Origin of the sequence: Chitinophaga niabensis, assembly GCF_039545795.1 — a bacterium.
In the GTDB taxonomy this organism is placed as follows: domain Bacteria; phylum Bacteroidota; class Bacteroidia; order Chitinophagales; family Chitinophagaceae; genus Chitinophaga; species Chitinophaga niabensis_B.
Genome location: NZ_CP154260.1, coordinates 4,238,482 through 4,263,503 on the forward strand (window position 1 = coordinate 4,238,482; position 25,022 = coordinate 4,263,503).

The following is a 25,022-nucleotide window of genomic DNA, read 5'->3' on the forward strand; positions in this document are numbered from 1 at the left end:
CTATGTCTTTTTGGTAGAACACAGTGGCGCAAAATTTGTTTTCCATGGGTATCACTAACCGTAATCATATGAAAAAAATCAAATGGGTCATTTACTTGTTGACCGTCTTACCCCTCGCAAGCATGGCGCAGACCCCGTCAACCACCTCAGAAACCGCGGAGGTCACACCATCCTCCGGCGGCGTTTTTGGCGGAAGTAAGAACTTCCGCACTTTCTCCATAGGCATTAATGGCGGTGTATTGATACCCTCTGTTGCTACCGGCGGTAGCAACGATTTCACCAAATGGCAGGTCAATTACGGCTATGGCGCCTATCTTAAATGGCAATTGCTGCACTTCCTCGCTCTCCGGGGGGACTTTGTAGCAGGTAAGCTGAAGGCAGACAACAGCCGTGAATTAGGCAATGGCCAGGCACCAAACAGTCCTTACGCATCGTTCGAAACATCTCTTAAATGGTCCGGTAGTTTAAACGCCGTTTTCAACCTGGCCACTATTAACTGGCTGCACAAACAGAGTGCCGCAACATTGTATGTGTCTGTAGGTGGCGGTTTGGCAGGTTATAACCCGGAAGTGACCACCCCGGGCGGTGTTACCACGGAGTACAAACCCAGCGGGGCTATCAAAGAGTTTTTTGTACCTGTTGGGGCCGGTTTGAAGTTCAAACTCTCAGAAGGTGTGAACCTCGATCTCGGCTATACGATGCATTACCTGGACGGGGATAACCTGGACGGCTATAACAAAGCGCCTTCCAAGGATAAATACGCCTATGGTTATGCCGGCCTGGAATTCAGCCTTGGCAATCGCAGCAAACCACAACTGCAATGGCATAATGCCCCGGCAGTGATGTATGATCAGCTGGAAGCTTCCCGCAATCAACTGAAGATGGAACTGGATGCAGAAAAGGAAAACAACGCCAAACTGGCTGCCAGTGTAGCTAAACTGCAGGCAGACAGTGATGGTGACGGTGTTTCTGATCTCTTTGATAAATGCCCGAACACTGCTGCAGGTGATAAAGTAGACGGTTCCGGCTGCCCGCTGCCGAAACCTGACACATTGAAACCGGAAGTAAAAGTGATCATTACGGAAGATGACCGCCGCCTGGTAAGGGAAGCTATTGCCAACCTGGAATTTGCTACCGGTAAAGCCGATATCAAACCAAGTTCCTTTGCTTCACTGGATAGAGTGGCAGACCTTATCAAACGTAAGAACCTGAGCCTTAAACTGGCAGGCCATACAGATAATGTAGGTAAAGACGCCAGCAACATGATCTTATCCAAGAACAGGGCAGAATCCGTGAAAGCTTACCTCGTTGGCAAGGGCGTTAACCCAAGCCGGATAGAAGCTACCGGATACGGTGAAACACAGCCGATTGCGACCAATAAAACAGCCGCAGGACGCCAGCAGAATCGCCGCGTAGAGTTCACTATCTATTGATAATCTGACAGTTTTACATGTCATCATACCAAGGGCGCCGATGTAAGATCGGCGCCCTTTTTTGCGGCATACTATTTGCCAAAAGACACCCTGCTAAAATAACATATTATGAAAAAAATTGCTTTTCTAGCATTATTCGGGGGCCTGTTCACCCAGCAGGCGAACGCACAGGAGCTCTCTCTTGGTGTAAAAGGTGGTCTTAACGTTGCCAAAGTAACCAACACCATCTTCAACGATGAGAAGACCCGTGCTGCCATTTACCTTGGCGGCTTTGCCCGTGTAACTTTTAACGAAAGCTGGAGTGTTCAGCCGGAATTATTCTACTCCGGCCAGGGGCTCAAATACAATGTTCCTATCCTGGGAGAATACAAGGTGCGCCTGAATTACATCAACCTGCCTGTGATGGTACAGTATCATCTCATTCCTGAATTTTACCTGGAAGCAGGCCCTCAGCTGGGTTTTATGGTAGCTGCCAAAAACAAACACGGTAACACTACCGTGGATATCCAAAACCACACGAGAGGGGTAGACTTTGGGCTGGGCTTTGGACTGGGTTACGACTTTGACTTCGGTGTAGGTATCGGTGCAAGGTATAATTTCGGATTAACGGATGTGTATGATCACGATGAGAGCCAGAAGAATTCCGTTGCACAGTTCGGGTTATATTATACCCTTGGGAAGTTTAAAAGATAATTGAACGGCAGCATTTATTGCTGCTGTTCTGTTCTAAGCCAATCCCAGCAATGGCATAAAAGCACGTTCTTCAAAAATGTGATCTGCCACTTCCTTCAACCTGTCATGCTCTGTATTAAAAGCAATGCCTATACCCGCTTTGCGCACCATACAGATATCATTTACACCGTCTCCGATAGCGAGGATGTTCTGCATCTCAATGTCATACTGACCACGTACATGCTGCATCATGTTACATTTGCAGTAATCATGGTTACAGTCATTATCCGGCAGCTTTAAAAAATTAGCGGGAATGCTCACAACGCCGGTAGCAATATTATCATGAAACTCCAGCACATTGGCGCAGGAGAAATGCATGCCCAGCTGCTCTTTCACGTAATTGGTGATGCAGGTATAACTATCACTGATGATGCCGCATACATATCCCTTTTCTTTCAATCCCTTTATCACACTTACGGCATCTCCTACTAACGGGATCGATCGTACGACAGCTATCAGTTCTTCCTGCGTTCTTCCTTTCAGCAATTGTGCGATCTTTTGTGTGCGTATGATATCTGAATAACCCGCTTGTATAATAGCCCGCAGCTCCGGCATAAAGCCAAGCTTCTCAGCTGCAGTGTAAATAAAGCTTTTGTGCAGAAGGGTATTGTCCATATCAAAAATGGCCATCTTCCTAAAGGGCTGTGTTTGCATGGTATCACAAAGTTACGCAAAATTGCCCGGCCATCCGGGAGCAGGCTGTTAAATTAGGTTTAATAAAACTACCTTTGCTGTCTAAATTTGCATTAACATTTTTCAGAATGAGTGTAGTTATTGCTATCAAAAACGCCGCAGCAGCGGCCATTCAGGCCTTATACCAGCAGAATTTCACTGCTGACGATGTGTCTGTTAACACCACCAAGCCAGAATTCGAAGGGGAATATACTGTTGTCGTATTTTCATTCACAAAGTTCAGCCGCCTGAAACCGGAAGAAACCGGCAAACAACTGGGCGAATACCTTTTAGCCAATAACCCTGCGCTTTTTGCGGGCTTTAACGTAGTGAAAGGTTTCCTCAACCTCCAGATCCAGGATCAATACTGGATACAATACCTGCAAAACGCACATAGTAATAAAGCCGTTGGCCAGAAGCCTGCCAATGGCCGTAAAGTGATGGTGGAATATTCTTCTCCCAACACCAATAAACCCTTACACCTGGGGCACCTGCGCAATAATTTCCTGGGTTACTCCGTAGCGGAAATTTATAAAGCGAATGGGTTTGAAGTGATCAAAGCCAACCTGGTGAATGACCGTGGTATCCACATCTGCAAATCCATGCTTGCATGGCAGTTATTTGCACATGGTGATACACCTGAAACCACCGGCATTAAAGGAGATCACCTGGTAGGTGACTACTATGTACATTTCGAAAAAATACTGCGTGATCAGGCAGAGCCGATCATCTCCCGCGTACTGGAAGGCAACCTGAAAGATTTTGAAGGCGCGGAAAAGGATAAGATAGAAAAACTGCACAATGCCACCCACAAACCGGAAGTGCAGGCAGATAAAGAGAAGCTGGCTAAAGTACAGGATGAGATAAAAGAACTGAGCCGTAATAAAACAGAGATCATGCAGCAGGCTAAGATCATGCTGCAGCAGTGGGAAGCCGGTAACCCTGAGGTACGCGCACTCTGGGCTACCATGAACGGATGGGTGTACGAAGGTTTTAATAAAACCTACCAGCGCCTTGGCATTGATTTCGACAAAATGTATTACGAAAGCAATACCTACCTGCTGGGAAAAGACCTGGTGGAAGAAGGTTTGCGGAAAGGTGTGCTGTTCCGTAAAGAAGATAACTCCGTATGGATAGATCTTACGGCAGACGGGCTGGATGAGAAATTATTGCTCCGTGGAGACGGTACATCTGTATACATGACGCAGGACCTGGGCACTGCGCGTTTGAAGTATGACGATTACCAGATGGAAGAAAGCCTGTACGTGGTAGCAGATGAACAGAACTATCATTTCAAGGTATTGAAACTGATCTTACAGAAACTGCAGGAACCTTGCGCAGATGGTATTTACCATCTCTCCTACGGCATGGTGGAATTACCGCATGGCCGTATGAAAAGCAGGGAAGGCACCGTAGTGGATGCAGATGATCTGATTGAAGAAATGGTGCACACTGCCGCCACACAAACAGAAGAATTAGGTAAAACGAAAGGTTTCTCTGAAGAAGAATTACGTGAGTTGTACGAAACCATTGGTTTGGGCGCCATGAAATTCTTTCTGCTGAAAGTAGATCCTAAAAAGAAAATGGTGTTCAATCCCGAAGAGTCTATTGACCTTCACGGTTTCACCGGCCCCTTTATACAATACAGCTATGCGCGTATCCAGTCCATCCTGCGTGAATTCAGCACGGCAGACCTGGAAGGCCTTACAGCGTATACGCATAACGACTCATTACTGCCCATGGAAAAAGAGCTGATCATGTTATGTGAGCAGTTCGATACCATCCTGCTGGAAGCACAAAAGGAAATGAGCCCGGCTGTGATTGCCAATTATGCATTTTTACTGGCACAGACCTTCAATTCCTTTTATGCTAAAAAGGAGCAGGGTAAATACATTTACTCTGTGAGAGATGCAGAAAATGAGAATAAGAAGAAACTGCGTCTGCAGATGGCTACCCTCACGGCGAACACAATCAAACAAAGTTTGAAGTTCATGGGTATTTCGGTACCAGAGCGGATGTAATGATCACCGCTCCCCTAAGGTTAAAGCCTGATCGCAGATAGCCTGCCCGCGGGCAACCTCACCGGAACAGATATACGATTTCCCGAGCATGAACATGGCAAAGCCGTTCAATGGCTGCTGCAGGAGAATGTTATTCCATTGCGTGATAGCGTTCTTAAATTCCTGTTTCTTGTAATAGGCATTGGCGAGGTTCGTCATTACCTGAACATCTTTAGGTCTTATTGCTAAAGCGGAGAGCAGGTTACGTATGGCGTCATCATAAGCGGCCTGTTTAAGGTGGGCCATACCCAGGTTTAAATAAAGATCTGCGTCTACGGGGCGCCCTAACCTGGCTGCCTGCTCAAATGCCCCCGTGGCGGTTTTGTAGTTTTCCATATTGAAATTCATCATTCCCAGTTCGTAATATACATCCGGCGAGGTACTGTCTCCCTGCAGTGATAACTCGTAATAACGGATGCTTTGTTTATAATCTTCCTGCTGGGCGTACAACCGCGCAACCTGGCAGAGTAATTCTGCCTTCCGCGGTTCTTCCTTACAGGCATTTTCCAGCGCAGGGATGGCTTCTGCCGGATGATCGAGGTAAGAATAACTTAACCCGATGATCCTGTGCATTTTGCGGCAGCCCTGTTGTTGCGCGCGGTAAGCATAGGTCAGTGCATCCTCATACGCTTTTTGCTCGTAAAAGATGCCCGCCAGCGTTTCCAGCGCAGCCGGATGTTCAGGAGACTTTTCCAGTAAAATGAGTAATTGTTGTTTAGCCGGTTCCGGCTGCTGCTGCAGGCGGTAGATCCCGGCCAGTTCTATATATGCTGCCGCAAAAGCCCCGTCAGCAGCAATAGCAGCCATAAAACGCTGTTGCGCTTCATCCAGGCGGCCATCCTTCTTCAGCTGCAATCCCTCCTTATATAGTTTCCTGGCACGGTTATCACCGGATGGTGATCCCGCAAAGGCCGGCACAATAATAAACATCGCCAGCACAAAGGTGCATAGGTGTAGGATACGGTATAGGAACATATAAAAAGCACTTTACGTGCTTTGACAAATATAAATAAAGATTAATTTATAACGAAAAATATTTCATGTCATCTGAGGAAAAAGAAAGGGGCAGTAACTGGAGGGCATCCCCGATCACGATCACCTTCCCGGTAAGGCCGGAGAGGATCAGCCGGATGGGAGCCCTGAACCGCTGCTGGTATTCCGCCAGGGTCTGCCGGCAGAGACCGCAGGGGCTGATGGGCCTGGAACTGTCTCCCTGCTCATTATGGTAGCTCACGGCAATGGTTTGTACCGGCACATCCGGGTATTGGGAAGAAGCGGCCGAAAGCCCTGTTCTTTCCGCACAGATCCCTACCGGGTAGGAAGCATTCTCCTGGTTGGTACCCACTACCTGTTTGCCGTTAGCCAGCTGTAATACGGCGCCGACCCTGAAATGGGAATAGGGTGCATAAGCGTGTTTGGTGGCTTCCCTTGCCGCCCGGAGCAGAGCAGCATCAGCCGGGGATAAGGAAGAAATGTCCGTGTGTTCTTCAAATATGATCTGTTGGGATCTCAGTTCCATACATTGGGTTTAATTAAACAGGGAGCAGCAAATGCCGGATTCCGAAGGTAATGCTTTTCGAAATTCAACGATGCTGCTCCCTGTTGGTTATGAACCTTTTGAGCGTAATTACCGGATAGTTCTGAACAGGCGGCTCCAGCGGATGCCACCTTTACCGTAGCTCATCCAGATGAGCCAGGCCTTCCCTACCACATGGTCCTCCGGAACAAATCCCCAATAGCGGGAATCCAGGGATTTATGACGGTTATCCCCCATCATCCAGTAGTAGTTCATTTTAAAGGTGTAGATATTAGTGGCTTTGCCATTGATAACAAACTGGCCACCTTTGGTTTCCAGGGTATTGTTCTCATATACGGCAATAATGCGGCGGTATAACTCAATATTGCTGCTATCCAGTGTTACGGTAGCGCCTTTTTGAGGAATATAGATGGGACCGAAGTTATCGATGGTGAATTTGAAATGCGCGGTATCCTGCGGCCAAACCCCATCTTCCGTATTATCCAGGAAAGGCTGGATGTTGTTGTTCACGATGGGGAAAGCACCGATCTCTTTGGCTTCTGAAGGCGTAAGATTATAACTCATCCTGCCCGCTACTTTCATTTCCGGGGTATTGTCCACCCCCATTTCTTCGAGGCGCATCGGGTTCAGGGTCTGATTCTCTGAAGTGGTAACATGATAAAAACGCTGGCTGGCCGGCGGCGGTGTTTCAGGTCTGCCATTCACGATCACGATACCGTCTCTTACGGCCAGGGAATCACCTGCAATACCTACACAACGTTTGATATAGTTTTCGCGTTTATCTACGGGGCGGGAAGTAACCTGGAATTGCCTCCACACTTCGTCCCTCCCCATCCGGCGAACCAGCTCGTAATAGCTTTCGTCCTGATGCTCAAGGGCTACGGTATCTCCTTCAGGGAAGTTGAATACCACTACATCGTTCCGTTTGATATCACCAAAACCGGGCATGCGCCTGTACTTCCAGGAAACTGCCTCCGAATAGGCTTTGGTATATTTTGTCAGGGGAAGGGTATGATGTGTAAAGGGTACTGCTAATGGTGTCATAGGGATGCGGGGACCGTAACTAACTTTGCTGACGAACAGGAAATCATTCACCAGTAAGGTTTTTTCCATTGAAGGCGTAGGTATGGTATATGCTTCAAAAATGAAGGTGCGGATCAGCGTAGCCGCTATTACGGCGAATAAAGCTGCATCCAGCCATTCGCGTACTGCGGACTTTTTCTTCTTAGGCTGACCATCCTTCTTTCTCCAAAATGCCAGGTTCATTCGATATCGTTTAGTTAGTTGAAAGAACAAATATAATATTCTACCAATTGTAAGCTAGTTTTCCTTCGCAAAAGTTTTCATAAAAAAATCCCACGATAGTTCGGTAAAATCAACGCGCAGGTCAAACAGTTTATAGCTATTTTTGTTTAATTACTATACACGTAACATTGAACAGTTTCACCATAAAGGATCTGGAAAGCCTCACCGGCATCAAAGCGCACACCATCAGAATATGGGAACAGCGCTATAATGTAATGCGGCCTAAACGGAAAGATACAAATCACCGGGTATATGACAACGGTGATCTTAAACATATCATGCGCATTGCGTACTTATACCGTCACGGTTACAAGATCTCCAAGATCGCCATGATGACGGATGAGCAGATCAAGCAATTGTCGCTGGAAGAAGGCGGGCAGAAGGGTACACACCTGCACCAGGTGTATATCAATCAGTTAGTGGAGGCCATGATCGATTTTGATCAGACCAAATTTGAGAAGATCTTCCATAATGTATTGCTCCGGATGGGTTTTGAACAGACCATCCTGAAAGTGATCTACCCTTATATGGAACGGATTGGCCTGCTCTGGCTGGTGGACTGTGTGATCCCTGCACAGGAACACTTCGCTGCCAATATCATCCGTAAAAAGCTGATGGTAGCCATAGACGGGCTGGACCTGCCCAAAGAAGAGGATGAAAAGTTCCTGCTCTTTCTCCCGGAAGGCGAATTTCACGAAGTACCCCTTCTTTTCACCCAATACATGCTCAAGAAACATGGCTGCGCCGTGATCAATTTCGGAGCGAACGTACCCTTAGAAGATCTTACCTTTTACACAGAACGCAAACAGGTAGATCATATCTACACGCATATCATCACCAATTTCCCGCAAAAGGCGCTGGATAACTTTGTGCGGGACCTGGGAAGGCTTTTCCCCGGCATCCCGGTTACCATCTCCGGCCCCCAGATTGTACGGATCACACCGCCCCTGCCGGACAATGTGACGCTTTTAATGTCTATGGAAGAAGTGCTGCAGTATGTGCGGCGTAAGGTGGTTTTATAATTCTCTTTCCAGGATCCTGTTAATTTCCCTGGCGCGGTTCATCACCATAAAGTGTCCGCCTTTTATGATCGTATGGGTAGGTTGTACAAATCTGCGCGGGAAAGGCCGGTCGTTACTCCCGTGAATATGTACGAGAGAGGGCGGCACCCATTCATTCTGCCAGCTCAGCACCGCGTTCAGTGCCCAGCGCATATAGAAGTGATCTTTATTCTGACTGTACAGGTAATCATGCAGTAACTGCCTTTCCTGCTCTGTGCTCGTTTGCATAAACAGCCGTACAATGAACTGGCGCTGGCCGAACACGAGTTTATCCGGCAGGGTCCGCAACAACCGCTTTGCCAGCTTGTTGTAATAAGGGGGCAGTTCCCGTTTGTGTTTGATGCTGGATAATAAGATCACCTTTTCCACCGGTTGCTGACGGGCAATTTCTATGCTCATCATACCACCAAAGGAAAGCCCCAGCATTACGGGGTTGGGATGCAGGATACGCCGGGCCATGCGGGCCGCATATTCTTCTATGGGCTCATCGTGGCTCAGTGGTTTGATCCAGGGGAGAAAATGTGTTTCATAACCTTCCGGAAATTCCAGGTTTTGAAACACCCTTTCATCAGCCCCGAGTCCGCTGATCAGGTAAATGTGTTTGTTACTCATTGTCTTCCGCGGATTTGCGAATATCGTACCGCTCCATCTTGTTGTATAGGTGACTACGCTGAATATCAAGCTCCTGGGCAGTTTTAGACACATTCCAGCCATTCTTGTTCAGCATAAATACTATAAAGATTTTTTCAACTTCATCACGGAAAGCATGCAGCCGGGTTAACACTAGCAACTCATCATTCAGGTAGTGGCTTTTTTTTTCTCGTGATTGGGAATTACATAATTCTCCACATCATCCGCCGAAATGGTTTTCCCTGAAAGGATCACCAGCCTTTCCACTACGTTCCGCAGCTCACGGATATTGCCCGTCCAGTTATGCTGTTGCAAAGCTTTCATGGCATCTTTGTCTGCAGATTTACGCGCTATCCCATACTCTGCGCAAACAATGTCCAGGAAGTGATCTACCAGCAAAGGCACATCTTCTCTCCTGTCGTTCAGCGCAGGTACATGAATGAGGATCACGCTGAGGCGGTGGTAGAGGTCAAGACGGAAATTCTTGTCTTCCACTTCCTTCAGCAGGTCTTTATTGGTAGCGGCCACCACGCGTACATCCACACTGATCTCTTTATCTCCGCCCACGCGGGTGATCTTACCTTCCTGCAGCGCACGCAGTACTTTAGCCTGTGCGCTGAGGCTCATATCGCCGATCTCGTCCAGGAAAAGGGTACCACCGCTGGCCTGCTCAAACTTGCCGATGCGTTGTTTGATGGCAGAGGTAAAAGAACCTTTTTCATGGCCGAATAATTCGCTTTCTATCAGTTCGCTGGGAATAGCAGCGCAGTTCACTTCCACCATCGGGCCACTGGCGCGGTTGCTGTACTCATGGATCCAGCGGGCTACCAGCTCCTTTCCTGCCCCATTCTCCCCGGTAACCAGTACACGGGCATCTGTTGGTGCTACTTTATGAATGGTGTCTTTAATTTTAACGATGGGGCTGGACTCTCCGATCATTTCAGGTGTTTTGTTCACCTTTTTGCGCAGCGTTTTGGTTTCTGCCACCAGGGTGGTTTTATCCAGTGCATTCCGCAGCGTGATCAGCAGGCGGTTCAGGTCCGGCGGTTTGGAGATGTAATCGTACGCGCCTTTTTTTACGGCTTCCACCGCAGTATCTATATTACCGTGCCCGGATACCATGATAATGGGAACATCCGGGTTGATCTCTTTTGCTTTTTCGAGAAATTCGAGGCCATCCATCTTCGGCATTTTGATGTCGCACAACACGGCATCATATGCTTTCTCCTTGTACATTTTGAAACCTTCAGCCCCATCGGCAGCTTCTTCGATCTTATATCCTTCGTAGGACAGGATTTCGGAGAGCGTTTTACGGATACTTTTCTCGTCGTCTATAATCAATATGTTGGCCATAGGTTGTCTAATATTTTAAACAGTCAGCGCCAAAAATAAGAAAAAGATGAAAGCCAGCTTCATCTTTCAGAATGATACAACAAAATACTCACATTCAACCGCAGCAAAATAAATAATTACATGCCTGCATTGACTTTAAGGCGCAGAAGTCTACCAAATTTGTGTAATTTTATCCCCAGAAGGCACGTTATGACAGAACGTAGCAGGTAACTATTCAGCATTATGAAGCAATTATTGGAGCAACTCAAAAAGCGCCACCAGGCCGCTGCAGCAAACGCATATCCCTCATCCGAACAGGTGTGGGCTTTTTGCAGGGACCTGGTGAACTGGTTATTCCCTGAACATACAGGGAGGGTGATGGACGATGCACAACTGGAACAATACGCGCTTCAGTTGGAGGCACAGCTAAGGGACCTGTTGCAGAACATGGGTTCCCGCCTGCCACAGGATGCGGCCACCACCAGCCGGCAGTTCATGGAACTGGTACCGGGCATTTACAGCGATCTCACAAAGGATGCGGAAGCCATCCTCCAGGGAGACCCTGCTGCCACCTGTCTCTACGAAGTGATACGTGCCTACCCGGGTTTCTATGCCATTGCCGCTTACCGCGTGGCACATGGCCTGCATAGCCTGGACGTACCTTTATTACCAAGGGTGATCACAGAATTTGCACATGCCAAAACCGGCATTGATATACACCCGGCTGCCGTGATAGCGCCTTACTTCTGCATAGACCATGGCAGTGGTGTGGTGATCGGTGAAACCACCGTGATCGGCCAGCATGTAAAGATCTACCAGGGCGTTACCCTCGGTGCGCTGAGTATTGATAAAACCATGGCTCAGAACAAACGCCACCCTACCATAGAAGACCATGTAGTGATCTATGCAGGGGCTACCATCCTGGGCGGAGATACCATTATAGGGCATCATAGCATTATTGGCGGGAACGTATGGCTGATCAAATCAACAGAGCCTCACTCCCGGATCTATTATAAAGCAGACGGCAGTATTAAAGTAGTTTAACCATGACGAGATCAGTATTGGATTTAGTAGGTAACACCCCGATGGTGGCCTTGCAACGAATTCCCGAAAACCCGAATGTAACGATCTATGCCAAATTAGAAGGTAATAACCCTGGCGGCAGTGTGAAAGACAGGGCCGCATATGGCATGATCAAAGGCGCGCTGGACCGTGGAGAGATAAAGCCCGGCACTACACTGATAGAAGCTACCAGCGGTAACACAGGCATAGCCCTGGCTATGATAGCCAGCCTGTTTTCAGTACCCATTGAACTGGTGATGCCGGAAGATGCTACCCGGGAAAGGGTATTATCCATGGAAGCCTTCGGCGCCAAAGTGATACTCACCCCCAAAGAGCAAAGTATGGAGGGCGCGATCGACTACGCGCATGCACAGCTGGCCAAAGGCGGTTACCATATGCTGAACCAGTTTGCCAACCCTGACAATTACGGCATGCACTACCGCACTACCGGCCCGGAGATCTGGCGGGATACAGATGGCGGGGTTACCCACTTCGTTTCCGCGATGGGCACAACAGGCACCATCATGGGCGTGAGCAGGTTCTTAAAGGAAAAGAATGACAAAGTGCAGATCGTAGGCTGTCAGCCTACGGAAGGCTCTAAAATACCCGGCATCCGCAAATGGCCGGAAGAATACCTGCCTAAGATCTTCGAAAGGCAGCGGGTGGACAGAACGATGGATATTGCGGAAGAAGAAGCCCGGATCATGACCAACCGGCTGGCCCGGGAAGAAGCCATCTTCTGCGGCATGAGCAGCGGAGGGGCTGTTGCAGCGGCGGTAAGGTTATCCAGGGAGCTGGAAAGCGGGATGATCGTGTGCATCATCTGCGACCGGGGCGACCGGTACCTGAGTTCTGACCTGTTTGGCTGAGTTAAGAACCATTTAACTTCTTTATATAGTAAAGGCTGCCTTCGGGCGGCCTTTTTTGTGCGCCCATGGCTGGATTGAGATAGGATAAGCCGTATATAAGCCGTATATAACCCGTATATAAGCCGTAGATAAGCCGTCCCTTATAGATACGGCTTATCTACGGCTTATCTATAACTAAAGGAAGGCTTATCCTGCTTTTGGGCAGGCATAAAAAAAGGGCGTACCGGCAATCGGTACGCCCTTTACTATGGTATAAACCAGTTATTTCTTCATGTACATCACTTCCTTCACCAGTTTCACTGTTCTTTCCACATCGGGGAGGTACAGTTTCACCAGGTTAGGTGCATAGTGCATAGGAGCATCTACGGCAGTGATCCTGCGGATAGGAGCATCCAGGTAGTCAAATCCTTCTTTCTGGATACGGTAAGAGATCTCAGAAGAGATGCTGGCGAATGGCCATTGCTCTTCCACGATCACCAGGCGGTTGGTTTTCTTAACAGATTCCAGGATGGTGAACCAGTCCAGCGGGCGGATGGTACGAAGGTCGATCACCTCCGCTTCAATGCCTTCTTTAGCCAGTTCTTCCGCAGCGCCAAGCGCTACTTTCATCATTTTATTGAAGGAAACGATGGTAACATCTTTACCAGCGCGTTTGATATCTGCTTTACCGATAGGGATGATGTATTCCTCTTCAGGAACATCGCCCATCTCGCCGTACATCTGCTCACTTTCCATGAAAACAACCGGGTCCTCGTCGCGGATAGCGGCTTTGAGGAGACCTTTTGCATCGTATGGATTGGATACGGATATTACTTTAAGGCCGGGAATGTTTGCATAATAGCTTTCAAAGGCTGTGGAGTGCTGGGCACCCAGCTGACCGGCAGAACCGTTAGGTCCGCGGAAAACGATAGGACAACCCACCTGGCCACCGCTCATAGCGAGCATTTTGGAGGCGGTATTGAGGATCTGGTCCAGTGCCAGTACGGCAAAGTTCCAGGTCATGAATTCCAACACAGGGCGAAGGCCGTTCTGAGCGGCACCAACACCAATAGCTGTAAAACCAAGCTCGGCAATAGGCGTGTCGATCACCCTACGTGGTCCAAACTCATCCAGCATTCCCTGGCTAACTTTATAAGCTCCGTTGTATTCTGCCACTTCCTCACCCATCAGGAATACCCGCTCATCGCGGCGCATTTCTTCCTGGAGGGCTTCTCTTAAGGCTTGTCTGAAGGCTATCTGACGCATTTGATTCTTTAAATATTATGAGAACATTACACACCTTTTTGTAAAAAGGCAGGGCAAAAATATCGTTTGTTTGCCAAAAAGCAAAGCATTTACATTTTCTCTATTACTACCGCACTGGCGCCGCCCCCTCCGTTACAGATGCCCGCTACGCCATAGCGGCCATTTTCCTGCTGCAAAATGGAAGTTAAGGTGATCAATATCCTTGCTCCGCTGCAGCCGATAGGATGCCCTAAAGCCACGGCGCCACCCCAAACGTTCAATGTTTCAGGCTTAATACCCAGGTCCCGCTCGTTGGCGAGGGCTACACAGGAAAATGCTTCGTTGATCTCGGAAAAGTCCATGTCCGCGATGGTCAGTCCTGCTTTGGCGAGGGCTTTATTGATCGCTTTAACGGGCGTAGTGGTGAACCATTCGGGGGCCTGGGAAGCATCCGCGAAGCTTACGATCCGCGCCAAAGGTTTGAGGCCCAGTTCTTTCAGCTTTTCTCCGCTCACTAACACTACCGCTGCGGCTCCATCGTTGATATTGGAGGCGTTAGCGGCTGTTACCGTACCGTCTTTCTGGAAAGTTGGTTTCAGGGTGGGGATCTTGTCGAAATTCACTTTTTTAACATCCTCATCCTCCGTAACGGTGGTGGTTTGTTTGCCGGAAATTTCTACGGGTACTATTTCGTTCTTAAAGTATCCTTTCTCTGTTGCCGCCGCCGCTCTTTTATAGCTCTGGATAGCATAGGCATCCTGGTCTTCGCGGGTGATCTTATACTCCGCCGCGCAAATTTCCGCGGCATTGCCCATGTGGAAGTCTTTATAAGGATCCCAGAGCCCATCCCTCAATATACCATCAATCACGGCTCCATGCCCTAAACGGTACCCGTTACGCGCTTTATCGAGATAGTAGGGAATATTGCTCATACTTTCCATGCCGCCTGCTACCACTACGTCATTATCTCCCAGCATAATACTTTGCGCGCCCAGCATAACGGCTTTCATACCGGAGGCACATACTTTGTTCACGGTGGTACAGGGAACGGTATTGGGAAGGCCGGCATACAGGCTGGCCTGGTTGGCAGGTGCCTGCCCTGTATTTGCACTGATCACATTTCCCATATATACTTCCTGCACCTGTTCCGGTGCCACTTTTGCTCTTTCCAATGCTGCCTTTATCACCGTAGCACCCAATGTAGTGGCAGGCACTCCTGCCAAAGCCCCGTTGAAACTGCCTATCGGCGTTCTGGCTACGGATACAATAAATACCTCTTTCATTCTTTTGTTGTTTTGGTGAATCGTTTGGACAATCTCCAAATTTAAGGAATTGTGGAACCGGTGCCAAAACCAGATTTTTTCAGGTAAGTTTGCAGTTAGCCAATTATAGAAAAGTTTGATCTCTCAGAATACTATACAACAGATCCTCAACCGGATAGACATCGTGGAAATCGTTGGCTCCTTCGTGAAGCTGAAGAAACGCGGCGCCAATTACCTTGGCCTCTGTCCTTTTCACAATGAAAAAAGTCCCTCCTTCACCGTTTCCGGGAGTAAGGAGATCTTTAAATGTTTCGGTTGCGGGAAAAGCGGGAATTCCATCAACTTCCTCATGGAGCACGAAAAGTACTCCTATGTGGAAGCATTGCGCTGGCTGGCCCAGAAGTACAATGTAGAGATAGAAGAAAAAGAAGTAAGTCCGGAAGTAAAACTCCAGCAGCAACTGGCGGACAGTCTCTTCATCATCAACAACTTTGCCCGTGACTATTTCGTGAAAACGATGTTTGAAACGGAAGAAGGGCAGAATGTGGGGCTCAGTTATTTTGAAGAAAGGGGGTTTTCGGAAGAAACCGTGCGTAAGTTCCAGCTGGGTTACTGCCTTAATCAGCGCGATGCTTTTGTGAAGGCAGCGCTTGGTAAAGGCTACAATGCAGAGTACCTCCAGAAAACAGGGCTCGTGGCCATGCGGAATGAACAACTGGCTGATAACTATCGCGGCCGTGTGATCTTCCCCATTCACAACCAAAGCGGGAAAGTACTCGGCTTCGGCGCACGCATCCTCGTTAAATCAGACCGCGCACCTAAATACATCAACTCCCCGGAGAACGATATCTATGTAAAAAGTAAAGTGCTGTATGGCACTTACTTCGCCCGGCATGCGATCGATAAGCTGGATGAATGTTTCCTCGTGGAAGGATATACGGACGTTGTTTCTCTTCACCAGGCGGGCATTGAGAATGTGGTAGCATCCAGCGGTACTTCCCTTACTACGGACCAGCTTCGTCTGATAAAAAAATACACCAACAACCTCACGATCCTCTATGATGGTGATAATGCAGGTGTAAAGGCAGCACTCCGTGGGCTGGACATGGCCATTGAAGAAGGCCTCAACGTAAAGCTGGCCCTCATTCCTGATAAAGAAGATCCGGACAGCTATGTGCGTAAAGTAGGTGCTGAGGGTTTCCGGCAATTCATTGCAGAAAACAAACAGGATTTTATCCTCTTCAAACTGCAGGTATCTTTAAAAGAAGCGGGTAACGATTCTACCAAAAAATCCCAGCTTGTAAATGAGATAGCGGAAACGATCGCGCGCATTGATAAGGTGGAGGATTTTACCAAACAGCAGGATTACATTCGCCAGTGCAGCCAGTTATTAAAGATCGATGAAGAGGGTATGGTTACCCTCGTCAACAAATACATTCGTGACAGGCTTACCAAGCAGGCTACGCAGCAGAGTAAACAGCAATCTTACCAGGAGCAGGATAGTGACGGGCCTTCCCTTGCTGAGCTATATCCCGAGCACTTCCAGGATGAAGCGCCTTCTTCCGGTGCTGAGAATCTTTTCAATAAAGATGAGAAGCAGGAAAGGGAGCTGGTGAAAATACTATTGCGCTTTGGTGATAAACCTTATCTCACGCTCAGTGAAGAGGAGGAAGAAAACCCGGATAACCTGGAAGGGAAACAAACGGTGGCGGATTACATCTTTCACCTGCCTTATGATTTTGAATCACTGGCAGATAGTGAGGTGGTGAAGAAGATCCTCCGTGAATATAAGTCGCAATATGACCAGGGTTCTCCGCTGGATAAAAAATGGTTCCTCTATCACCAGGATGCGGAGATAGCGCAGAATGTTGCGCAGATACTCGAAGACAAAGAGGCGGATCTCAGTGCTAACTGGAAGGATCGTTTTGAGATAAAGACGGTGTATGGGGATAATGCTTACTTAAAAGACACGCGGTCAACAACGGGATACCTTATTCTCAGGAAGATCAAAAAACTTATTATAGAGAATCAACAGGAAATGGAGCGGGCGCAGGATCTTGCGGATCAGATGGTTTGCGTGGAGATGCATCAGCATCTTAAACAGATTGAGCGGGAGTTGACGTTGCAGTTGGGGATGGTGATCTTCAAATAACCGCCGCTCCCAATAAGCATAAAAAAAATTCGTCCGAAAAAACTAGCCTATTGGTTATCAGAGGCAATAGGGATCAGTTTTCGGACGAATTTTTTTTATGCTTATTTCCGCTGGTGTTTTTTAGGGCTGAAGAGTTAGCAGATTAGATTATTTTCTTTCCCATACTTCGAAGGTATATGCCAGCGTGTTTTTTTCGTCGGCCTCGTGGGGTTCACTTCGTTTTAGTTCCCATTCCTCTTTATTTATTTCCGGGAAGTATGCATCACCTTCTACCTGTGCATGTATGCGGGTGATGTAGATGCGGTTTACTTTTGGGAAGGCTTGAAGGAAAATTTCTGTGCCTCCGGTGATGAAGATCTCATTTACTTCCTGTTTCTCTGCTTCTGCGATGGCTTCATCTATGGAGGTGACTACGGTGATGCCCGGTTGGCTGTAATCCTTCTGGCGGGTGATCACAATGTTCTGTCTTCCTTTCAGGGGCTGGCCCATTGATTCAAAGGTCTTGCGGCCCATGATGATGGGCATTGCCCAGGTGGTGTTCTTGAAATATTGAAGGTCTGCGGGGAGGTTCCAGGGTAAGCGGTTTTGAATGCCGATCACATTGTTCTCTGAGGCAGCAACTATAATTGAAATAATGGGACTTGGACTTTGACTGGAGTTAGAACTCATACTGCTACCGGGGCTTTGATGTGTGGATGGAAGGTGTAGTTTTCGAGTTCGAAATCTTCATAGTTAAAACTATAGATGTCCTTCACTGCGGGGTTGATCTTCATGGTTGGTAATGGATAGGGCTGGCGGGTCAATTGCAGCGCGGCCTGTTCCATATGGTTATTGTAAAGATGTACATCCCCGAAGCTGTGAACAAAATCTCCCGGCTGCAGGTCGCAGACCTGGGCCAGCATCATGGTGAGCAATGCGTAAGAGGCAATATTGAAAGGCACTCCTAAGAATACGTCAGCGCTGCGTTGGTATAACTGGCAGCTCAGCTTTCCGTCCGCTACATAAAACTGAAAGAGGCAGTGGCAGGGGCTGAGGGCCATATCCGGCAGGTCTGCTACGTTCCAGGCATTTACGATGAGGCGGCGGGAGTCAGGGTTCTTTTTTATCTGATTCACTACATCGGTGATCTGGTCGAAGGTTTTGCCATTGGCGCCTTCCCAGCTGCGCCATTGTTTGCCATATACCGGCCCCAACTCTCCTTCTGCATTTGCCCATTCATCCCAGATCTTCACACCATGCTCCTGCAGGTACTTCACATTCGTGTCCCCTTTCAGGAACCATAACAGTTCGTATATGATAGATTTAAGGTGCAGCTTTTTGGTGGTGACCATCGGGAAACCTTCCTGAAGGTTAAAGCGCATCTGGTAGCCAAATAAACTACGGGTACCGGTGCCGGTGCGGTCAGTTTTGTCGTTTCCTTTATCCAGGATATCTTGTAATAAGTTCAGGTATTGTTGCATGACCCTGCAAATTACTTTTTTTAGCTGAACAAAGCGTTCAGATTACACGAAGTAATAATATAAAATAAATCGATAAAAGAAACAAATCTACTTTACAGCAAATTTCAGTAATCTGCATGAATTGAGGAGACCATATCAGTGTTAAAGCAGGCAATCATAAACCGCAAAACTAAATCAGAAAAACTAAATCAAAACAGCTTAGAAAAAAGTCCAGAACCCGGTTATCATCAGCCAAAATTTATTATGTAAGGTCAGCGAATTCAACAGCATGAATGGAACACAGATTTATTAATTAACCCGGCCCAGTTACAACAAAACGGAGCACACAGTTTAGTATGGAAGAACCCGATCTTTCCGGAGAAAGATATCCTGTTTTCAGTTAGTTCATAAACCTGTCATTATTTACAGCAGCTATTCAGCACCGGATAGTTGACCCTGCTCATTATAACCATTTATCAACCTCTAAAATGCTTCACTATGCAACTTAATGCACTTCATTAAGGGGCCTGGCCTGTATGGCCCTGCTTTCCTATCCAATTCTTTCTTATCAACCTTATCATTCTTAAACCTCTAAAATCGCCAGAACATGTTTCGAATCAAACATTTGATGCTGCTGCTCATGATGTTATGCAGCACCCTCATTGCTGCCGCCCAGCAAAAGGTGACCGGAAGGGTCACTGACGCGGCAGGAAATGGTATTCCCGGAGTAACCATCCGGATACTGCAATCCAATCGCGGTACCATTGCTGATGTAAATGGCCGTTATTCGCTGGAAGCAGCAAACGGCAACACCCTTTCCTTTTCATTTACCGGATACAAAACACACGAGGTAGTAGTGAACGGCGCTACGGTGAATGTTACCCTCCAGGAAGACTATGCAAACCTGGATGAGGTAGTGATCACTGGTCTCGCCACTTCTGTAAAGAGAAGTAACCTCGCAAATGCGGTGGCTACTATCTCTGCCAAAGAACTCTATGGTGTGGCACCTGCACAAACTTTCGATGCAGCGCTGAGCGGGAAGATCCCCGGCGCATTGATCACTGCCAACTCCGGTGCGCCCGGTGGCGGTATCTCTGTAAAAATGAGAGGGGTTACTTCCATCTTCGGTAACTCCCAACCCCTGTATGTAGTGGATGGCGTGTTCATCAGCAATGTGAGCGTGCCTGCAGGTCTGAACCTGATCACTGCTGCTGCGAGCGCCGGTAATCCGCAGAACCAGGATAACCCTTCCAGTCGTGTTGCGGACCTGAACCCGGACGATATTGAAAATATCGAGATCCTGAAAGGTGCTTCTGCAGCTGCTATTTATGGCTCTAAAGCAGCGGCAGGTGTAATACTGATCACTACTAAAAAAGGCTCTTCTTTGGGAAGGACCACGGTACGTTTCCGGCAGGATGTGGGTGTGAATGTAGCCCGCAAACTACTGGGCGTAAGGCAGTTTACAGAGCAAACAGCTTTTGATCTTGGTGGCGCTACTGCCAGGGCCAATTTCATTGCAGCCCGCGATGCCGGCAAATTATACGATTATGAAAAAGAGATGTATGGAGAAAAAGGATTGATCCTGAATACAGGCGTGAGTGTGAGTGGCGGGGATGAAAGAACAGGTTTCTATTTTTCCGCCAACCGCAGATCAGAAGAAGGTATTATCAAAAACTCCGGTTATCTCAACAATGCGCTGCGCCTGAATGTGGACCATAAACTCACAGACCGCATCAGCGTAGGTTTACGGTTCGCTTACATGAACACCTCGGCAGACCGTGGTTTAACCAATAACGATAATAACAGTGTGACCTATGGTGTTTCGCTCGCTACCGTTCCCCAGTTCCTGGAATTACATCCGGATGCACAGGGTAATTACCCGGTAAACCCGAATGCTGCCAATCCGCTGGAAACAAGAGATAAGATGCGGAACAATGAAACTACCAACCGCTTCATCACAGGTGGTGAGATCAAAGCTGTACTGCATCAGAATGACAAGACCAATACCAAACTGATCGTACGGGGTGGTATAGACTTCTTCAACCTGAAAACAGAAGCACTTTTCCCACGTTCCCTTCAATTCATGAAAGGCGGGCTGGATGGCGCTTCCATACAGGGTAATACCAATAACCTGAACACCAACCTGGCTGGTATCCTCGTGAATCAATTCATGGCAACACCTGATCTGAACTTCACCACTTCCGTGGGTGCCACGCTGGAAACCAGCTACCTGGATAATATCATTTCAACTGCTACCAATCTTATTCCTTCTCAAAGTAACCTGGACCAGGCTTCCAATTCCAACCTGCAACAGTTCCGTTTGAAATACCGCGATAACGGTATTTTCATACAGGAGGAAATACTGATCATGGATGCGATCACGGCTTCTGCCGGTGTACGTTTCGACCGTTCTACCAATAACGGGGATTACAAAAAATACTTCGTACTGCCGAAAGCATCTTTATCATGGAACCTTGCTAAGATGCCCTTCTGGAATATCCAGCCGGTCAACAGTTTCAAACTGCGGGCAGCATATGGTGCGGCAGGTAACGTAGCTCCCTATGGCTCACGCTTCCTGGCAGTAACGGCCAGCAATACAGGTCAGCAGCCGGGATCGCTGGTAGATGTTCAATTGGGTAATGAAACCATTGAACAGGAAAGGCAAACAGAATTTGAAGCAGGATTGGATGTGAGCTTCTTTAACGGGCGCCTGAGCCTGGAAGCCACTTACTATAACAAAAAGATCATTGACCTGTTGTTACGCAGGAACCTGCAGCCTTCCAGCGGATTTGCCCAACAATGGGTGAACGGAGGCGACCTGCGGAACAGGGGAGTTGAAATAGGTATCAATGCCTTACCGATCAATAAGAAGAATGTGCGCTGGAGTTCCACTGTTAACTTCTGGAAGAACACTTCAGAGATCACCCGCCTTACCATCCCTGCTTTCCCGCTGGGCGCATTTGGTAACACGCTGGGTAACTTCTTCATTGAACAGGGAAAATCTGCCACACAGATCATTGGTACACTGGGTACTGGTAAAGGTGTAGGTGTATTGGGAAATGCAGAGCCTGACTTCCAGATGAGCTTCTTCAACGACCTTACCCTGTTCCGTGATTTGAGCCTGCGTTTCATGATCCACTGGAAACAAGGTGGTGAGAACATTAACCTCACTGAATACCTTTCAGATATCTTCGGCACCTCACATGATTATGATGCGGATGCCAATGGCAATGGCATAAAAGATGGCCTGGACCGTATGGCTGCAGCCGGTAAAAACGAAGCCGGTATCCGCGTACAGAACTCCTCGTATGTACGGCTCCGTGAGGTAGGTTTGTATTACAACATCCCTATCCGCGAGAACAGGTACATCCGGGCAGTGAACATTGGTGCTTCTGCCAATAACTGGTTCACGATTACAGACTACAAGAGTTATGATCCGGAGTCTTCCAACTTTGGCAGTAACACCATTTCTACCGCTACAACCCGTGGCAGTACAGGTGTTTCCACCGGTGTGGAAGTAACACCTTACCCGGCTTCCAAACGTGCATCACTGCATTTGTCTGTAACCTTCTGATCAACGTGTAACATTAAATCATTGAACCATGAAACATCGTATCAAACTGCTCATTATATGCATCGCCCTGTTGGGGCCGCTGGCCTGCCAGAAGGGAGAGATCCCCAACCTGAACACTCCTGTTGTGGGTGACCTGGTCAGGAAAGCTACAAAAGAACAACTCGCCACACTGGTGGTGGGCCTGGAATCCGGCACACGGTTGAGTATTGCTACTTATTATGACGGCACAGGCATCCTGGGCCGTGAGATGTACCGCTTTTCAGGATCTGAACCGCGCTGGACAACAGAAATGATGGGTACCGGCGAACTGAATAACAATACCTTTTACACCACCAACCCATGGACCTCCCGGTACCGCGTAGTGCGGCAGGGTTATATCCTCATTGATGCCGCTACCAATTCTGCGGTACTCACTGCGGAAGAAAAGAAAGGATATATTGGTTATGCCAAAACCATTATAGCTTACCAATTGCTGATGAACCTGAACATGACCTACAGCAACGGTATCCGAACAGATGTAAAAGACCCTGAAAAGCTGGGGCCATTCAAACCTGACCAGGCTGCTTTGACAGATATTGCTGCTTTACTGGATGAAGCAAAAGCTGATCTCACCGGCAGCGCTATCAGCTTCCCCCTGTCTTCCGGTTATACGGGATTCAAAACACCCGCAGGTTTAATCCAGTTCAATCGCGCCCTGGCGGCAAGGGTGGCCGTTTACCGGGCACAGTGGCCCGCCGCGTTAACCGCGCTGAATGAATCTTTCTTCGACTTAAACGGCTCCTTCACAAGAGGCATTTCACATGAATTCTCCGGATCAAGCGGTGACTTACTGAATCCCCTCTTCCTTCCCCAGAATAATCCGGGCGAAAAAAGATTGGCGCATCCTTCTTATGCAGCAGACATCACGGCAGGAGATGACCGTCTCGCAAAAGCCACACTGCGTGCAGCACCCATTACATTAGATAATCTTACTTCCGACCGGGACGTATGGATTATTAAAAGCAATACAGACTTCTTCCCTATTATCAGGAATGAAGAACTCGTTCTCATTTATGCAGAAGCCAAGATCCAGACGTCTGCCATACCGGATGCTATTGTAGCGCTCAACAGGATCCGCACCGGCCATAACCTGCCGGTTTATGTAGGTGCTGTTACGCAGGCAGCGTTGATCACAGAAATGCTGCGGCAAAGAAGGTTCTCTCTTTTTGCAGAAGGGCACAGATGGGTAGATATGCGCCGGTATAACAGGTTGGCGGAATTACCGAATACGAGGCCGGGAGATAAAGTGTGGGACAAATACCCAATACCACTGGCAGAGGCGAATTAGAGGTTGTATAAGTAAAAAGCCGCTCCTGTAATGGGGGCGGCTTTTTCAATGCGTTTATATTTTTCTTCGTTTCATTTCCGAACGGATCAATCCTAACTCCCGGCCCATCGCTCCGGCGATAGAAGTATTCTCCTGTGCACGGCGGATCAGGTAAGGCACTACATCTTTCACGGGGCCATAAGGCAGGTATTTGGAAACACGGTAACCGGCATGCGCCAGGTTAAAAGTGATGTTATCGCTCATGCCATACAACTGGGAAAAACTTACCCTCGGATGATCATGCGGAATGCCTTTTTCATGCAGGAGTTCTGCGGCCAGCATACAGCTGTCTTCGTTGTGTGTTCCTATAAACAAACCCAGGTCATTCAGGCGGTCCAGGCAGAAACGGATGGCCGTATCATAATCCTGGTCTGCCGATTCTTTATTGGGCTGAATGGGTGAAGCGTAAGATTCTTCTTCCGCACGTTTGCGCTCTTTTTCCATATAAGCACCACGTACCAGTTTGGCACCCAGCAGATAACCTGCTGCTTTGGCTTTTTCGAAAGAGGCCTGCAGGAATTCCAATCTGTCGTGACGGTAGAGTTGAAAGGTATTGTAAACGATCACCTGTTCTTTATTGAAGAGGCCCATCATTTCATCTGCGAGATCATCTACCGGTTGCTGTACCCAGGATTCTTCCGCGTCTATCAGCAAACCTACTTTTCCTTTGGCCGCAGCGGCTGAGATGGTATGGATACGATCGTGCACCCTTTTGAACTCTGCCTGCTCTTCTGCAGTGAGTGTTTCTCCTGCATGGATCTTTTCCAGCAGGCCGAAACGGGCAAAACCTGTTACCTTGATGGCTATAAATGGAATATGCTTTTTACCGGTTGCATACTGGATGGCTCTTAGGAACTCCGGAACGGCATTATCGTAATTCTCCTCTCCTTCCACCGCTTCTACGCTGTAGTCCAGCACTACGCCCACACCGAATTTTCCCAGTTCTTCTGCTGCCCGTACGGCTTCATCCAGTGTTTCCCCACCGCAGAACTGGTTAAAGATGGTGCTTTTGATAATGCCTTTAACAGGCAACCGCAACTTGAAAGCAATGGGTGTGGCAATAGCGCCCAGCTTTACCAGCCAGGGTTTACCAATATTGCTGAACAGGAAATTTGCTCTTTTCAATGCACCGTCAGACATGTGCTCAAAGGCAATGGCCGTATTCTCGAATGATAATGATAGCTGCTTTTCCATGGCGGGCAAAGTTAAGGGGATGAGATTACTCTAACAAAAAAGCCCTCTAACTCATGATAGTTTTCTGACATACCTCCCTATAAACAAAGATACCGGCGCCATGGGCCGGTATCTTTGT

The 25,022-nt window shown here is 48.0% G+C and carries 21 protein-coding genes; 9 read left to right on the plus strand and 12 right to left on the minus strand.

Annotated features, from left to right (window positions below):
* Window positions 1-68: 68 nt before the first annotated feature.
* Window positions 69-1,433: an OmpA family protein gene (locus tag AAHN97_RS16710; protein ID WP_343303198.1), complete on the plus strand. Its 1,365-nt coding sequence runs from the start codon at window positions 69-71 to the stop codon at window positions 1,431-1,433.
* A 108-nt stretch (window positions 1,434-1,541) separates the two neighbouring features.
* Window positions 1,542-2,126: a porin family protein gene (locus AAHN97_RS16715; protein WP_343303199.1), complete on the plus strand. Its 585-nt coding sequence runs from the start codon at window positions 1,542-1,544 to the stop codon at window positions 2,124-2,126.
* 33 nt (window positions 2,127-2,159) lie between these two features.
* Here the strand turns inward: AAHN97_RS16715 and AAHN97_RS16720 are convergent, their stop codons facing one another.
* Complete coding sequence (locus tag AAHN97_RS16720; protein WP_343303200.1) at window positions 2,160-2,819, minus strand: HAD family hydrolase; 660 nt, start codon at window positions 2,817-2,819, stop codon at window positions 2,160-2,162.
* 107 nt (window positions 2,820-2,926) lie between these two features.
* On the opposite strand from AAHN97_RS16720, the gene AAHN97_RS16725 reads away from it, so the two are divergent.
* On the plus strand, window positions 2,927-4,858 hold the full coding sequence (locus AAHN97_RS16725) for an arginine--tRNA ligase (RefSeq protein ID WP_343303201.1): 1,932 nt from the start codon (window positions 2,927-2,929) through the stop codon (window positions 4,856-4,858).
* Between the two features lie 3 nt (window positions 4,859-4,861).
* Here AAHN97_RS16725 and AAHN97_RS16730 read toward each other — a convergent pair whose 3' ends face one another.
* The 3 genes from AAHN97_RS16730 to lepB form a co-directional block, all read right to left on the minus strand.
* Window positions 4,862-5,872, minus strand: coding sequence for a tetratricopeptide repeat protein (locus tag AAHN97_RS16730; protein ID WP_343303202.1), 1,011 nt, complete (start codon window positions 5,870-5,872; stop codon window positions 4,862-4,864).
* Window positions 5,873-5,918: 46 nt separating this feature from the next.
* Window positions 5,919-6,416 (minus strand): cytidine deaminase, encoded by a 498-nt coding sequence (locus AAHN97_RS16735; protein WP_343303203.1) that lies wholly within the window; start codon window positions 6,414-6,416, stop codon window positions 5,919-5,921.
* Window positions 6,417-6,524: 108 nt separating this feature from the next.
* The gene (lepB, locus tag AAHN97_RS16740) at window positions 6,525-7,700 is read right to left on the minus strand and encodes a signal peptidase I (protein WP_343303204.1); all 1,176 of its coding nucleotides are present in this window, start codon (window positions 7,698-7,700) and stop codon (window positions 6,525-6,527) included.
* A gap of 167 nt (window positions 7,701-7,867) precedes the next feature.
* Between lepB and AAHN97_RS16745 the strand changes: the two genes are divergently transcribed.
* Entirely contained in the window at window positions 7,868-8,761 is an 894-nt protein-coding gene (locus AAHN97_RS16745; protein WP_343303205.1) for a MerR family transcriptional regulator, read from the plus strand.
* Here AAHN97_RS16745 and AAHN97_RS16750 read toward each other — a convergent pair.
* From AAHN97_RS16750 to AAHN97_RS16760, 3 genes are read right to left on the minus strand one after another with little or no spacing between them, the layout of a single operon-like run.
* Window positions 8,756-9,412: an alpha/beta hydrolase gene (locus AAHN97_RS16750; protein ID WP_343303206.1), complete on the minus strand. Its 657-nt coding sequence runs from the start codon at window positions 9,410-9,412 to the stop codon at window positions 8,756-8,758. The genes AAHN97_RS16745 and AAHN97_RS16750 overlap by 6 nt on opposite strands.
* Window positions 9,405-9,584: a helix-turn-helix domain-containing protein gene (locus tag AAHN97_RS16755; protein ID WP_343308276.1), complete on the minus strand. Its 180-nt coding sequence runs from the start codon at window positions 9,582-9,584 to the stop codon at window positions 9,405-9,407. Before AAHN97_RS16755 ends, AAHN97_RS16750 begins: the two co-directional genes overlap by 8 nt.
* A 14-nt stretch (window positions 9,585-9,598) precedes the next feature.
* Window positions 9,599-10,783, minus strand: a complete 1,185-nt coding sequence (locus AAHN97_RS16760) for a sigma-54-dependent transcriptional regulator (protein ID WP_343303207.1) — start codon at window positions 10,781-10,783, stop codon at window positions 9,599-9,601.
* A gap of 222 nt (window positions 10,784-11,005) precedes the next feature.
* On the opposite strand from AAHN97_RS16760, the gene AAHN97_RS16765 reads away from it, so the two are divergent.
* Window positions 11,006-11,806, plus strand: coding sequence for a serine O-acetyltransferase (locus AAHN97_RS16765; RefSeq protein WP_343303208.1), 801 nt, complete (start codon window positions 11,006-11,008; stop codon window positions 11,804-11,806).
* A 2-nt stretch (window positions 11,807-11,808) separates the two neighbouring features.
* Entirely contained in the window at window positions 11,809-12,693 is an 885-nt protein-coding gene (cysM, locus tag AAHN97_RS16770; protein WP_343303209.1) for a cysteine synthase CysM, read from the plus strand.
* Between the two features lie 261 nt (window positions 12,694-12,954).
* Here cysM and AAHN97_RS16775 read toward each other — a convergent pair whose 3' ends face one another.
* Together AAHN97_RS16775 and AAHN97_RS16780 are read right to left on the minus strand one after the other, a co-directional pair.
* Window positions 12,955-13,938, minus strand: coding sequence for a pyruvate dehydrogenase complex E1 component subunit beta (locus AAHN97_RS16775; RefSeq protein ID WP_343303210.1), 984 nt, complete (start codon window positions 13,936-13,938; stop codon window positions 12,955-12,957).
* Window positions 13,939-14,027: 89 nt separating this feature from the next.
* Complete coding sequence (locus tag AAHN97_RS16780; protein WP_343303211.1) at window positions 14,028-15,200, minus strand: acetyl-CoA C-acyltransferase; 1,173 nt, start codon at window positions 15,198-15,200, stop codon at window positions 14,028-14,030.
* A 115-nt stretch (window positions 15,201-15,315) separates the two neighbouring features.
* On the opposite strand from AAHN97_RS16780, the gene dnaG reads away from it, so the two are divergent.
* A complete protein-coding gene (dnaG, locus tag AAHN97_RS16785; RefSeq protein WP_343303212.1) occupies window positions 15,316-17,331 on the plus strand; it encodes a DNA primase in 2,016 nt (671 codons plus the stop codon).
* A 147-nt stretch (window positions 17,332-17,478) separates the two neighbouring features.
* Here dnaG and folA read toward each other — a convergent pair whose 3' ends face one another.
* Both folA and AAHN97_RS16795 read right to left on the minus strand, forming a co-directional pair.
* A complete protein-coding gene (folA, locus tag AAHN97_RS16790; protein ID WP_343303213.1) occupies window positions 17,479-18,000 on the minus strand; it encodes a type 3 dihydrofolate reductase in 522 nt (173 codons plus the stop codon).
* Window positions 17,997-18,791, minus strand: coding sequence for a thymidylate synthase (locus tag AAHN97_RS16795; RefSeq protein WP_343303214.1), 795 nt, complete (start codon window positions 18,789-18,791; stop codon window positions 17,997-17,999). The genes folA and AAHN97_RS16795 overlap by 4 nt, the downstream gene beginning before the upstream one ends.
* Before the next feature lie 586 nt (window positions 18,792-19,377).
* On the opposite strand from AAHN97_RS16795, the gene AAHN97_RS16800 reads away from it, so the two are divergent.
* Window positions 19,378-22,344: a SusC/RagA family TonB-linked outer membrane protein gene (locus tag AAHN97_RS16800; RefSeq protein ID WP_343303215.1), complete on the plus strand. Its 2,967-nt coding sequence runs from the start codon at window positions 19,378-19,380 to the stop codon at window positions 22,342-22,344.
* Between the two features lie 28 nt (window positions 22,345-22,372).
* Complete coding sequence (locus AAHN97_RS16805) at window positions 22,373-23,671, plus strand: RagB/SusD family nutrient uptake outer membrane protein (RefSeq protein WP_343303216.1); 1,299 nt, start codon at window positions 22,373-22,375, stop codon at window positions 23,669-23,671.
* 54 nt (window positions 23,672-23,725) lie between these two features.
* Here AAHN97_RS16805 and AAHN97_RS16810 read toward each other — a convergent pair whose 3' ends face one another.
* Window positions 23,726-24,904, minus strand: a complete 1,179-nt coding sequence (locus AAHN97_RS16810) for a proline dehydrogenase family protein (RefSeq protein WP_343303217.1) — start codon at window positions 24,902-24,904, stop codon at window positions 23,726-23,728.
* Window positions 24,905-25,022 lie beyond the last annotated feature (118 nt).